The sequence below is a fragment of the Brevibacterium gallinarum genome, from assembly GCF_014836885.1.
Taxonomy (GTDB): domain Bacteria; phylum Actinomycetota; class Actinomycetes; order Actinomycetales; family Brevibacteriaceae; genus Brevibacterium; species Brevibacterium gallinarum.
Map to the genome: position 1 here is coordinate 423,939 of NZ_JACSPY010000002.1, position 12,875 is coordinate 436,813.

The window sequence follows — 12,875 nt, forward strand, 5'->3', positions numbered from 1 at the left end:
CAGCGCAGCCGGCCTAGCGGTAGACCGGATCCCCCACCTCGGGAGTGGCGACTCCTGCCGAGACGTCAGCGAGCATCGCCGCACACGCCTCCACCTCGTCAGCCGGCACCGCGAAGACATGGCGCACGCTGGCACCGTACTCGCTGTCGATGACCTGCCATCCGGCCTGTTGGGCCTGCCGTTGGGCGGCAGCCGCCGTCGCATAGTCCAACTCCACCGTCACTGGTGTCAGCAGCGTTCGGGTGACGGCTTCAGCGTCCTCGAGTGCCGCGGAGACTGCCCCGCCGTAGGCGCGCACGAGCCCGCCGGCGCCCAGAAGCGTGCCGCCGAAGTACCGGGTCACTACCGCCACCACATACGTCAGTTCATGGCCGGTGAGCACTTCCAGGATCGGGGCTCCGGCCGTGCCGGCCGGCTCGCCATCGTCGTTGAAGCGCTGCGTGCGCCCATCGGCATCGAGGATGAAGGCCGTGCAGTGATGGCGGGCCTTCGGATGCGCAGCCCGCTGCTCCTCGATGACCGCGCGCGCGGCCTCCTCGGTCTCGACTGGAACAACGCGGGCGATGAAGCGCGAGCGCTTGATCTCGATCTCGGCATGCGCCTCACGGCGCAGAGTCTGATAGCCCATGGATGCCACTGTAGCCGCCGATAGGCCAGGGCCCCGGGATCACTCCCGGGGCTCTGTGCTCTCACGCGCGGCTGGTTCAGTTCTGACGGCGGCGGCGTGCCAGGAACACGGCCGTGCTGCCGAGAGCTACGAGCCCGGCTGCGATCGCTCCGGCGGCACCGAGCTCAGCGCCGGTGCGCGGCAGATTGCCGCCCCGGTCGTCCTTGCCGGCATTGTCATCACGGCCGTCCTTGTCATCACGGCCGGAACCGTCGTCATCGCGGTCGGTCGGCTCGTCGCTGGGCTGCTCGCTGGGAGCATCGCTCGGCTCCTCCGACGGACGCTCGCTCGGCTCCTCCGAAGGCTCCTCACTCGGCTCATCCGAGGGCTCCTCAGACGGCCCCTCGGTCGGGTCCTCACTCGGGCCGTCGTCGGCCTTCTCCTGCCACAGGTCGTAGGCGAGCTTGGCGACATCGGTGTTGTCGATGTAGTCACCGCGCACCGGGTCGGTGCCGCGCACATACCCGTTGATCGCATCGGCGCCAGCACCGTGGGCAAAGAACGGCACGAGGTGGTTGGTGTGCTCCGGGGAGTACCAGCCATCGACCGGCAGGCTGCCGGACTCACCGGTCATCGGCGTCCAGTGCTTGTCATCGCTCGGCCCGGACAGGTAGCCGGTCTCGTGGTCGGCGGTGACGATGAGCAGCGTCTCATCCCAGCTGGAGTTCTTCTCCACCCAGTCATGGGCGGCCTCAACCGAGTTGTTGAAATCCTCCATCTCCTCGAGGTTGCCGGTCGTCGCGTTGGCGTGACCGGCCCAGTCGATGGCGCCGCCCTCGATCATCGTGAAGAACCCGTCCTCATCCTGCGAGAGCACGTTGAGTGCGGCACTCGACATGTTCTCAAGGGAGACGACGTCGTTGGGTGTGGCGTCACCGGGCAGCGGGGCATCCCCGTCGATCGGCGTGCCGTCCTCGCGGCCGCCGTTGGAGTTGCGCGGCTCAGTGTCCTCGAGGCTCGAGCGGTTGAACTGCAGGGTCTCAGCGACCGGGGCGAGGCCGAAGAGCTTCTCGGGCACATCCTCTCCGCGGGCGATCGCCTCAATGCCGGCGCTGTCTTCGACGAAGGCCCGCGCGGCGTCGTCAGCCTGCAGGCCGGTGTACTGCTCTTCGGTCAGCCAGTCCCACTGCGGGTCGCGCGGCTGGGCGTCATCGTCGAACTTCGGGTGGCCGGCGCCCATGATGACGTCGAGGTCGCTGCTGATCATCTGCTCGGCGATCTTATGGTTCTCCCCGCGGCTGGCGACATGCGCACCCCATGAGGCCGGAGTCGCGTGGCCGAACGGCACCGAGGAGACGACGCCGGTGGCCCGGCCGGTCTCGTGGGCGTGCTCGGCGACGTTGGCGACGGTCTTTTTGTCCCCGTCAACGCCGAGGTAGCCGTTGTGGGTCTTGATGCCGGTCGTTAAAGCCGTGCCCGAGGCGGCGGAGTCGGTCGGCCTGTCCTTGGCCCAGTCGAAGTCGGCCCAGGCATCATCGCCGTCGTATGCGGGGGAGTCGAGCGAGTGGTGCGACAGCGCCAGCTGCACGTCGAAGCGCTCGTACACCTGGGACGGGTTGGCACCGTAACCGTCCTGCTTGGTGATGTCGGAGCCTGGTTCGCCGGTGATCTGCCAGTTGGTGGTGCCGTGGTCGTAGAGGCTGGCGGCGTCGACATGGTTGAAGCCCATGCCGTCGCCGATCATGAGGATGATGTTGCGCGGTTCTTCACCGGTGTCGGCCAGTTCCGGGACTGCGAAGCCCGAGGTGCCGGCGACAGCCAGGACAGCGATCCCGCCGAGGTGCCGGCGGGCTGAACGTGCGAAGCTCGTGTGTCTTCCTTCTGGTTGGGGTGGAGGGGACCGGCAGTCGATCTGCCGGTGCCTTCATCCCAGCACCGCGTTGTTGAGAGCTTCTTGCCAGCAGGCATGACGGATCCGGTGAGTGCGTGAACTCACCATGAACTCCGCTGGTCGGACGCCTGCTGCCGGCACCTGGTGTTCACCGGTGCGTCCACTGCCCGCCGCGCATCGTCGCCTGCACGTCCAGCTCGGTGACCGCCTCGGGCGCGGTGGCGAGCGGGTCGCCGGTGAGGATGACGATATCGGCCAGCGCCCCGCGGACCAGCCGGCCGGCCTGGCCGGCATGTGCGCCGGTCATGCCCATCGCGGCAGCCGCGCCCGAGGTGTAGGCCGCCAGCGCCTCGGAGGCCAACAGACGCTCGTGGCCGGGTCCCGACAGGCGGCCGGAGCGGGTCAGGCGAGTCATGAACAGCTGCATGCCGCGCAGCACATTGCCCTCCGCACAGGGCCGATCCGAGCTGCCGGCCAGCATCACCCCGGCGTCGAGGAACGAGCGGCCGCGGTAGAGCAGGTGGGCGCGTTCGGTCCCGATCGCTGCGAGCATCCCGTCACCGATGTTGTCGAAGAACGCCGCCTGCGGGGTCACCGCGATCCCGTACTCCGCGAGCACCGCCAGCTGCTCGGTGCGGATCATACCGGCGTGTTCGATCCGGTTGGGAAACGCCGGCTTCCCGCATTCATCGACGGCTGCGGTGATGTTGGCGATTGCCTCATCGACCGCCCGGTCGCCGATCGCATGGACGGCCAGCGACCAGCCCGACCGGTAGGCCGCCAGCGTCTGGGCGCGCAGCACCGCAGGGTCGTCCTGCAGGTACCCGGCATCGGACTGGCCGGCATAGGGTTCATGCAGCGCCGCCGTCCGGCCCGACAGTGCACCGTCCATGAAGATCTTGACCGGGCCGAGGCGGATCTCATCATCGCCGAACCCGGTCACCATCCCCAGATCGAGGCCGAGCTCCGGACTGTCAGCGGCATGCCCGCTGACCGGGTGGAGGGCGTCGATGACGGGCATGAGCTGGGCACGCGCCCGCAGCAGCCCGGCCCGCCGAGCCTGCTGATAGGCGTAGATCTCCAAGGGCGAGTGGCCGATCCAGCCGGCGGCGATCCCGGCCTCACCGAAGCTCGTGATCCCCTCCTTCGCATAGTGCGCGGTGGCCAGGTCGAGGGCGTGGACGATCGTCTCAACCGAATACGGCCGGATGAGATCCTGCACCTGCGTCTGCGCGGTCTCCTCGACCAGTCCAGTCGGGCGGCCGGATGCGTCACGGACGACCTTGCCGCCGGGCGGATCCGTGTAGCCGGGTTCGAGCATTCCGGCGGCTGTCAGGGCTGCGGTGTTGACGATTGCCGAATGGCCGCTGACCTGCCGCATGAACAGCGGCCGGCCACCGGTGATCCGGTCGAGCACCGCGATGTCCGGATAGCTGCCGGCATAGTCGTGGTGGGAGTACCCGGTCGCCTGCACCCATTCACCGTCAGGCAGCTGCGCTGCTGCGGCGGCCAGGCGGTCGTAGACCTCGTCGAGCCCGCCGGGTAAGTTCTCGACATCGACGCTGGCCAGGGTCAGCCCGAACCACGTCGTGTGACAGTGCGCGTCGATGAACCCGGGAACCACCGTCGGCACACCTGCGCTGCCGGTCAGCTCGGCGGCATCGACGACCTCTCCAGCCTCGGCATAGGAGCCCTCCAGCTCATCATCGAAGGCGACGATCCGGCCGCCGGCGATCCCCACCGCCTCGGGCGCGGGTGGGGCATCACCCGGCTGCCCGCCTGGCCGGTCAGCTGCCATCGTGTGGATGCGGGCGTTGCGGATGATTGTGTCGAGTCGCATCTCGGGTCTCCTTCTGAGCGTCTCAGCTGCGGGTGAAGCGGATCGCCGGATCGGTGCGCACATGCACGAGCGCAGGACCCGGATGGTTCAGCGCCGCTTCGAAGGCGGCCGCGAAGTCCTCGGTGCGGTTCACACTGAACCCGGCCCCGCCGAAGGCGGTGGCGTAGGCGGCGAAGTCCGGGTTCTTCAAGCCCGTGCCCTCCGGCCGGCCGGGGTAGTCGCGCTCCTGGTGGCCGACGATCGTGCCGTAGACGCTGTTGTCGTTGATGATGACGGTGATATTCAGGTCGTGGGCGACCGCGGTGGCGAACTCCTGGCCGTTCATGAGGAAGCAGCCGTCACCGGCGACGGCGAGCACCGGGCGGTCAGGGCACACGAGCGCGGCCGCGACCGCCGCCGGCATCCCGAAGCCCATCGCCCCGTTGCGCGGCCCGAGTGCCGACGGGAAGCTGTGCACCGGCAGGTAGCGCGAGGCCCACCCGGAGTAGTTGCCCGCCCCATACGTGATGATCGCGTCATCCGGCAGCAGCCGGTGCACCTCGCCGAAGGCTGCGTCCATATCGACATACGCGGGGTCCTCATCGCCGGTCGGTGCCGGGATCTCGCGCCACTGCTGGAACCGCTGGCGGGTCTCGGTGATCCAGTCGGGCAGGTGTGCGCCCGAGCCCGAGGCGGTGGTCGCCTCGGTGCCGGTCGTTGCGTCAGTGCTGGTGAGTGCTTGGGCGAAGCCGCGGGTGGTGGCGATGATCTGCTCATCGACCGGCCCGAAGTGCGCATGCAGGTCAGGATCCGGGCTGATGACGATCGTGTGGGCCGGGCTGCAGCCGATTGAGTACGAGTTCGTGGACACGTCGGTGCGCTGGCAGCCGAGGTAGACGTGCAGGTCGGCCTCGTCGAAGGCCTTGCGGGTCAGGGGTGCCGAGCCGAAGCCGAGCGCACCGAGGTAGTGCGGCTCATCATGGTCGATGCCGTCGTAGGCGCGGAAGTCGGCGATGATGCCCATCCCGAGCCCGGCCGCCCAGTCAGCGACCGTGCGGGAGGATTGCTCATCCCAGTGCTCGCCGCCGACGATGAGCACCGGGCGGCGGGCTCTGGCGACCGCCTCGGCGACTGAGGCGATCTGTGCGGCGGTGGGCACCACCTCGGGAACGGGGCGCGGGGTGACGGTGTCCGCCTGGGTGGTGATGAGCTGCGGGTCCTCGGGGAGACCGACGATGACCGGGCCGGGCCGGCCGGAGGCGGCGGTGTGCATCGCATCGGCGACGAGGGCTGCGGCCTCATCGGGGTGGTCGAGGATGAGGGTCTTCTTCACCGTCGTGCCGAACCAGCCAGCCAGATCGAACTCCTGGAAGGCCTCGCGGCCGCGGTGGTCGGTGGGGATGAGGCCGGCGAAGATGACGAGAGGCGTGGCGTCCTGGTAGGCGGTGTGCGCGGCGATCATGACATTGGCCGCACCCGGCCCGCGGGTGACCATCGCAATGCCCGGCCGGCCGGTCATCCGGCCCTCGGCCAGTGCCATGAACCCGGCGCCGGCCTCCTGCCGGCAGGTGATGGTGCGGATGGCCGAATCGTGCAGGCCGTCGAGCACATTGAGATACGACTCGCCGGGCACGCAGTAGATGCGCTCGACGCCCTCGGCTTCGAGCTGGGCGACGATGAGGTGCCCAGCCGAACGGGAGGCGGGGGCATCGGGGCCGGCGGCGGAGTCCTGGGCGGAGGCGGCAGGGGAGGAGTCAGCAGTGGAGGTGATGCGCGTCATACCCACACTCAATCACAGATTCCAGCCCGCGTGCAGGCGCGTGCACCGAGGCGGAGGCGGCCGGAAGGCGACCCCCGCCTCGGGAACGGTGGATATCAGCGCAGGTAGCCGGGGATGTCCTCGGAGACCCGCGGGGCGATGAGTGAGCAGATGCCGGTGATCGCGGCGATGACGGCGAGCATCGCCGGAGCCGGCCACCAGGCGTTGTCGGTCGCGGCGAGGAACACCGTTGCGAGCATCGGCACGAAACCTGAGACCATCGCCGAGAGGTTCGCCGAGATCGCCACACCGGACAGGCGGTGCGAGGGCGGGAACAGCGCGGTGGTCAGCGCACCGTTGACGGCGTACGGGATCGACAGGCAGGCCACGCCGATGGTGACGCCGAGGATCACAAGAACGGGGACGGTCGATTCGATCATGAGGAAGATCGGGAAGGCGATGAGGATCGTCGCGACGCTGCCGATGACCGCCACGCGGGAGACGCCGAGGCGCTCGGCCAGGCGGCCGAAGTAGATGAGCACGAGGATCTCGATGGCAGCGGCGGCCAGGGTCGCGCCGAGCATGAGCGGCTTGGACATGCCGAGCACGCCGGTGCCGTAGGAGACGACGAAGGTGGTGACGAGGAAGAACCCGCCGACGCCGAGGAAGTTCGCGCCCATCCCGACGAGCACCTGCGGGAACGACTTGCGGAACAGTTCGAGGACCGGGGCGGACTCCTTCTCACCGGCCTCTTCGAGCTCGCGGAAGATCGGGGATTCCTCCAGCTGCTTGCGGATGTAGACGGCGACGAGCAGCAGCGGGATCGCGGCGAGGAACGGGATCCGCCAGCCCCAGGCGTCGAAGGCCTGGGTGGGCACGATGACCGCCATGAGGAAGAACCCACCGGAGGACATGAGCGTGCCGATCGGGGAGCCGATCTGCGGGAACACGGCGTAGCGGGCGCGCTTGGCCGGCGGGGCGTTCTCGACGGCGACGGTGACCGCCCCGCCCCATTCGCCGCCGACCGCCAGACCTTGGACGATGCGCAAAGCGACGAGCGCGATCGGCGCCCAGATGCCGATCTGAAAGTACGTCGGCAGCAGGCCGATGAGGCCGGTGGCCACGCCGATGCCGATGATCGTGATCATGAGGACGGCCTTGCGGCCGATCCGGTCGCCGAGGTGGCCGAAGACGAAAGCGCCGATCGGGCGGGCGACGAAGCCGACACCCATCGTGGCGAAGGACTGGATGGTGGCCATCGCCGGGTCCTCGGAGTGGAAGTACTGGACGTTGAAGACGATGGCCGCCGCAGTGGTGAAGAGGAAGAAGTCGTACCACTCCATCGCCGTGCCGACGAGCGCGGCGGTCGCGGCCTTGCGCGCGGTGGTCTCATCGACCTCGATGTACGGGGCGCGCGCTGAGGCGGTCTCGGACGGGCCGGCCTGATCTGACATTGGATCTCCTGAAGCGTAGGTGACTGCGACTGGCCGCCAGGCGCGCCGGGGAGCGCCGTGCGGACAGGTGTATCGCCGGGCCACGTTACTCTCTCTGCCGGGCTCATGTGTGGTCTGATGCACAAACGTGACATCCGAACCGCAATGCTGTGCCGATGCACTGTGCGGCTGCACTGTGCGCGGTCATCCCAGCTCCGCTCAGCGCCGCACGCCCGCACCTGCTAGCGTGGCAGGTACTCGGCAGTGACGCCGGCCGGCTCCTCAGCTGCGGTTTCGCCTACCGAGCACCCGCCCCTCACATCCCCAACCGGAGCCCTCATGATCACCGACGGATTCCTCTTCCTCAGCCTTCTCATCGCCATCTCGGCCGTCCTCGTCTACCTGGAGAAGCGCCGCGGGGTGCGTGTCTTCAGATTCGTGCCCGGCTTCGTGTTCCTCTACCTCATCGCCGCGCTGCTCAACACCATCGGCGTCTTCGGCGCATCCGACTCGATCACCGACGTCGGCGGTGGGGTCAAGGACGCGCTGCTGCCGGCGATGATCATGCTGCTGCTCTTCCAGTGCGACATCCGCCAGATCATCAAGCTCGGCCCTAAGCTGCTGCTGACGTACGCGGCCTCGGCGCTGTCGATCCTGCTCGGCTTCGTGCTGACGTTCCTCGTCTTCCGCGGCCTGCTCGACCCCGAGGCGTGGAAGGGCCTGTCCGCGCTCGCCGCCTCGTGGACCGGCGGATCGGCCAACATGGTCGCCGTTCAGGGGATCCTCGATGCCCCGGAGAACGTCTTCGGCCACGTGCTCATCGTCGACACGATCATCTACTCCGTGTGGCTGCTCGTGATGTTCTCCTCGGTCACCGTCTCCGCTCGCTTCAACGCCTGGACCAAGGCCGATACCTCCTACCTCGACGTCCACTCCTCCGCCACAGCGCCCGCCGCCACCGGGGCGCCCACTGCCACCGGCGCGCCCGCCGCCACCGGCGCCGAGGCGGGGGAGACTCTCGACCTCGTCTCTCTGTTCCGGGTGTTCGCTCTCGGCCTGTTCGCCTCAGCTGCGGCGACGTGGATCGGCGGACTGCTGCCGGAGATCGGCGTCGTCGTGACCTCGACGACGTGGACGATTCTCATCGTCTCCGTCCTCGGCCTCATCATCGGCTCGACCCGCTGGGGCAAGATGCCCGGGTCTTCGGAAGTCGCCCAGATCATGCTCTACATCATCATCGGCGTCATCGCCGCAGGCTCGGACTTCACCTCGCTTGTCGAAGCACCGCTGTACCTGCTCGCCGGTGTCATGGTGGTGCTCATCCACCTCGTGCTCATGGTGCTGTACGCCAAGGCGACGAAGACCGAGCTGTTCAGCATCGCGGTCGCCTCGACTGCCAACATCGGGGGAGTGGCCTCAGCACCGGTCGTCGCCAGCGCCTTCAACCGGCAGCTCGTCCCGGTCGGTGTGCTCTTCGCACTCATCGGCGCCTTCGCCGGCACCTTCCTCGGACTGGCCGTCGGCCAGGTGCTCGCCGCGTTTGCCTGATCGCTGAACTCGGCTGGTTCAGGCCTGCTTGGGGCTCTCTGAAGACTGGTCACACTTTGACCCTCTGAAGCACTCAGCAGGGCCAAAGTCTGACCAGCGAATCCCCGGAGCGAACCCTGTCCGCGCAAAGTTTGTAGAGCTGTTCATATTCTGAGGGCCGGATCAGATGAATAGCTCTACAAACTTTCTCCCGCAGGCTTCCGGCAGACGACGAGCCAGCCGCGGCCCGGGGCATAGGGCAGATCGCGAACGTCGATCTCGGTGAATCCGCACTCCTTCAGGGACGTGCGAATCTCCGCCTCCTCCCGGAACCGCAGCGTCGACGTGGACGTCAGCACTTCTCCGTCGCTGAGGAACCGGTTGGTGTCGACGAAGGTCACGAGCGGCAGGTTGACGGAGGTGACCTCTTGCGATGTCACGATCCTCTCGTCTGCTACGTCCATCTCCATATAAGGGTGGCCCCACCGGTCCCAACCGCGATCGGCGGGGTTGCGCGACTCGAACGCGAGGAGCCCGCCAGGCCGCAGCGCGGCATGAATGGCCTGTAACGTCGCTTCCCAGTGATCGTCGGAGGTGAAGACCATCGCGACATTGGCCGTCATCGTGACCGCATCGACTTGAATCGGCAGGGCGTCTGCGGCTTCACCGACGATCCACCTCACCGCATCCGCGCCAGGCTTGGCACGCGCGACATCAATCACGCCGGCGCCGGGATCGACCCCGGTGACCTCCAAGCCCAGATCGGAGAGCCGCAGTGCGAACACTCCGGTGCCGCATCCAACGTCGAGTACCGAGCGCACGCCCGCCTCGCTGAGCACCTCGACGTAGCAGTCGAGATCGGAGCGGTCACCTTCGAAGCCGTCGTAGAGCTTCGCCAATCGCGGATGTGCGTAAGCGTTATCGGTCATTGGTTCCTCCACAGTTGCATCGAACGTGTCCTGTCAGAAGCCGCCCCGGCCATCACCAGAGAAAGTTAGTAAAGCTATTCATGGTTTCTGCTCGAAAAACCATGAACAACTTTACTAACTTTTCTCACGGCACTGAGCCGCGGCCAGTTTCAGGGCCATCGGCAGCTCCAGCCACCCTCGGCCCAGCCACCCAGGGCCCAGTCACCCGCGGCCCAGCCCAGCGACCGTCCTCAGCCCCGCTTGTCCTCCGGGATCCGCGCGGCGTCAGCGACCTCGCCGAACCATTCGTCGACGAGCTCGTCGTACGACCCGTCCTCGTACATCTCGCCGAGCATCGTGTTGAACTCCTCGGCCAGCTTGTCATTGCCCTTGACGACCGCGGCACCGAGCTGCTCGTTGGTGTCGTAGCTTTCGACGAGCTCCAGGTTGTCATCAGTCTGCACGGCGGAGTAGATCATCGACACGTTCGAGACCATCGCATTGACCTGCCCGGAGCTGATCGCCTGGATCATGATCGTGTTGTCCTCGAACTGCACGGTCTCCGCGCCCTGCTCCTGGGCGTACTTCTCACCGGTCGTCGCCTGTTTCACGCCGACTTCCTTGCCCTTGAGCTCGGCAATCGATGTGATGCCGGAGTCCTTGCGCACCATGAGCGCGAGGTTGTCGAGCAGGTAGGCGTCGGTGAAGTCCATCTTCGTCGCCCGGTCATCGGTGATCGTCATGCCCGCCAGCGAGATGTCGCACTGCTGCGTGTCGAGCACCGAGGCCGACTCGATCGCCTCGAATCCGGTGTCGACGAGCTCGTACTCCAGGTCGAGCCGCTCGGCGAGCTTCTTCGCCAGGTCGATGTCGAAGCCGACCGACTCCCCGCCGCGGGTGAACTCGAAGGGCTCATACGGCAGCGTCGAGCACATGATGAGCCTGCCTTCCTCGGCCAGCTGGTACTCGTTCCCGCCGTCGGCCGCGCCGGAGCCGCCCCCGCCGCAGGCAGAGAGCAGCAGGGCACCGGCGGCAGCCAGTGCGGTCAGGGAGGTGAGGTGCCGTGTGCGTGTCATGCCGTCTCCTGTGCTGGTGGACTCTGTGTCCCGGGCCCGTTCCCGAGGCGGTGGTTGCCTAGTGCTCGTCGAGTCCGCCGGGGTGCAGGACGCGGGCGAGGAAGGACTTGGTGCGCTCGTGCTGGGGGTTGCCGATCACCTCGGCGGCGGGTCCCTCCTCGACGACGACCCCGCCGTCCATGAAGACGACCTTGTCGGCGACCTCGCGGGCGAAGTGCATCTCGTGGGTCACGACGATCATCGTCATGCCCTCATCGGCGAGGTTGCGCATGACGTCGAGGACGTCACCGACCGTCTCGGGGTCGAGCGCGGAGGTCGGTTCATCGAAGAGCATGAGCGAGGGCTCCATCGACAGGGCACGCGCGATCGCCACGCGCTGCTGCTGACCACCGGAGAGCTGGTCGGGATAGCGGTCGGCCAGGTGGCCGAGGCCGACCTTCTCCAGGCTCGCCCGTGACACCTCATCGGCTGCCGACTGCGAGCGTCCCAGGACCTTGCGCTGAGCGATCGAGCAGTTCTCGATGGCGGTCATGTGCGGGAACAGGTTGAACGCCTGGAACACCATGCCCACGTGCCGGCGCATGACGTCGAGGTCGATGTCCGGGTCGGTGGCGATGAACCCGCCGACGTCGATGAGCCCGGAGTTCGCGGTCTCCAGCACGTTGATGCAGCGCAGCAGCGTCGACTTGCCCGAACCGCTCGGGCCCACGAGGCAGACGACCTCTCCGGGGGCGACGGTGAGGCTGATGCCCTTGAGCACCTCGACATCGCCGTAGGACTTGTGCAGGTCGCTGATCGTCACGCCCGAGCGGGCGGCCTGCTCGGCGGTAACGGCAGCGGCGGCTGCCCGGGCCTTGGAGGCGGAGTGGGATCCGGTGCCGCCTGCCGCGGCATTCGCTTCGTTGTTGAACACAGGTGGCACCTACTTCTTGATCTTGGCGGTACGGGACTCGAACCTCCGGGCCAGGATGCCCAGCGGCACGGTGATGACGAGGTAGCAGGCACCGGCGACCACGAGCGGGGTCAGGCCCGCATCGGGTGCGGTGATCGCCTCACGGCCGAACTTCGTCAGCTCGTACTGGCTGGCGGCCAGTCCCAGCAGGTAGATGAGCGAGGAGTCCTTCGTCATGAGGATGATCTCGTTCGTCAGCGGCGGCAGGATGATGCGGAAGGCCTGCGGGATGACGATCGTGATCATCGCCCGCGAATGCGTCATGCCCAGCGACCGGGCCGCCTCGTACTGGCCCTTGGGCACCGCCTGCAGGCCGGCGCGCAGGGTCTCGGCGATGTAGGCAGAGGACACGATGCCCAGCGCCAGCATGACGGTGAGGTAGGTGTCCATCCGCATGCCGAAGGCGTACGGGATGCCGTAGCCGAGCGCGATGAACACGAGCAGGGCCGGCACCCCGCGGAAGAACTCGATGTACAGGGTCGAGATCCACCGGTAGGGCCCGACCGAGGAGATCTTCATGAGCGCCAGCAGCACGCCGAGCGCCAGCCCGAGCACGAAGCCCAGGGCGGTGTAGATGAGGGTGTTCTTCAGCGCGATCGTGATGATGCCGGGGAACTGGTCGGCCATGACCTGCGGGTTGAAGAACTTCCCGAAGATCGTGCCCCAGTCGGCGAGGAAGGCCGCGATGAGGATCGCGAGGATGAGGATCGCGTACTGGATGCCGCGGGACATGCGGGCCCGCTGGCGCATGGTCATTGCCACCGTTTAGCTCCTTGTGGGGTGGGTGGAGTCGTGCTGCTGCCCCCGGCTGCGGTTCGCGCCGCCGGCGGGCTGTTCACTGCGGGTGTCAACCCTACCGCGCCCGAGGCGGGCCGGCGTCTCCGCGTCGGCCCACCTCGGGCG

At 67.6% G+C, this 12,875-nt stretch carries 10 protein-coding genes; 1 reads left to right on the forward strand and 9 read right to left on the reverse strand.

The features are described 5' to 3' along the window. Positions 1–13 precede the first annotated feature (13 nt). The 5 genes from H9634_RS04110 to H9634_RS04130 all read right to left on the reverse strand — a co-directional run bounded on the left by H9634_RS04110 (position 14) and on the right by H9634_RS04130 (position 7,530). Positions 14–628: a YigZ family protein gene (locus H9634_RS04110; RefSeq protein WP_191725488.1), complete on the reverse strand. Its 615-nt coding sequence runs from the start codon at positions 626–628 to the stop codon at positions 14–16. Positions 629–704: 76 nt separating this feature from the next. Then, entirely contained in the window at positions 705–2,351 is a 1,647-nt protein-coding gene (locus H9634_RS04115) for an alkaline phosphatase (RefSeq protein ID WP_191725489.1), read from the reverse strand. 295 nt (positions 2,352–2,646) lie between these two features. Beyond that, a complete protein-coding gene (locus H9634_RS04120; RefSeq protein ID WP_191725490.1) occupies positions 2,647–4,338 on the reverse strand; it encodes an amidohydrolase in 1,692 nt (563 codons plus the stop codon). Between the two features lie 22 nt (positions 4,339–4,360). Continuing rightward, positions 4,361–6,097 (reverse strand): thiamine pyrophosphate-dependent enzyme, encoded by a 1,737-nt coding sequence (locus H9634_RS04125; RefSeq protein WP_191725491.1) that lies wholly within the window; start codon positions 6,095–6,097, stop codon positions 4,361–4,363. Positions 6,098–6,192: 95 nt separating this feature from the next. Continuing rightward, entirely contained in the window at positions 6,193–7,530 is a 1,338-nt protein-coding gene (locus tag H9634_RS04130) for an MFS transporter (protein WP_191725492.1), read from the reverse strand. A 318-nt stretch (positions 7,531–7,848) separates the two neighbouring features. On the opposite strand from H9634_RS04130, the gene H9634_RS04135 reads away from it, so the two are divergent. After that, entirely contained in the window at positions 7,849–9,057 is a 1,209-nt protein-coding gene (locus tag H9634_RS04135; RefSeq protein WP_191725493.1) for a DUF819 family protein, read from the forward strand. 176 nt (positions 9,058–9,233) lie between these two features. On the opposite strand, the gene H9634_RS04140 is transcribed toward H9634_RS04135, so the two are convergent. The 4 genes from H9634_RS04140 to H9634_RS04155 form a co-directional block, all read right to left on the reverse strand. Beyond that, positions 9,234–9,965, reverse strand: coding sequence for a class I SAM-dependent DNA methyltransferase (locus H9634_RS04140; protein ID WP_165883724.1), 732 nt, complete (start codon positions 9,963–9,965; stop codon positions 9,234–9,236). Positions 9,966–10,195: 230 nt separating this feature from the next. Continuing rightward, the gene (locus tag H9634_RS04145) at positions 10,196–11,020 is read right to left on the reverse strand and encodes an ABC transporter substrate-binding protein (protein ID WP_191725494.1); all 825 of its coding nucleotides are present in this window, start codon (positions 11,018–11,020) and stop codon (positions 10,196–10,198) included. A gap of 58 nt (positions 11,021–11,078) precedes the next feature. Beyond that, positions 11,079–11,822: an amino acid ABC transporter ATP-binding protein gene (locus H9634_RS04150; protein WP_191725528.1), complete on the reverse strand. Its 744-nt coding sequence runs from the start codon at positions 11,820–11,822 to the stop codon at positions 11,079–11,081. Positions 11,823–11,942: 120 nt separating this feature from the next. Beyond that, on the reverse strand, positions 11,943–12,734 hold the full coding sequence (locus H9634_RS04155; protein WP_191725495.1) for an amino acid ABC transporter permease: 792 nt from the start codon (positions 12,732–12,734) through the stop codon (positions 11,943–11,945). Between the last annotated feature and the right edge of the window lie 141 nt (positions 12,735–12,875).

Coding starts and splice junctions, on each gene's coding strand:
- H9634_RS04110 (WP_191725488.1), bottom strand. CDS start 628: ATGGGCTATCAGACTCTGCGCCGTGAGGCGCATGCCGAGATCGAGATC.
- H9634_RS04115 (WP_191725489.1), bottom strand. CDS start 2,351: ATGATCGGCGACGGCATGGGCTTCAACCATGTCGACGCCGCCAGCCTC.
- H9634_RS04120 (WP_191725490.1), bottom strand. CDS start 4,338: ATGCGACTCGACACAATCATCCGCAACGCCCGCATCCACACGATGGCA.
- H9634_RS04125 (WP_191725491.1), bottom strand. CDS start 6,097: ATGACGCGCATCACCTCCACTGCTGACTCCTCCCCTGCCGCCTCCGCC.
- H9634_RS04130 (WP_191725492.1), bottom strand. CDS start 7,530: ATGTCAGATCAGGCCGGCCCGTCCGAGACCGCCTCAGCGCGCGCCCCG.
- H9634_RS04135 (WP_191725493.1), top strand. CDS start 7,849: ATGATCACCGACGGATTCCTCTTCCTCAGCCTTCTCATCGCCATCTCG.
- H9634_RS04140 (WP_165883724.1), bottom strand. CDS start 9,965: ATGACCGATAACGCTTACGCACATCCGCGATTGGCGAAGCTCTACGAC.
- H9634_RS04145 (WP_191725494.1), bottom strand. CDS start 11,020: ATGACACGCACACGGCACCTCACCTCCCTGACCGCACTGGCTGCCGCC.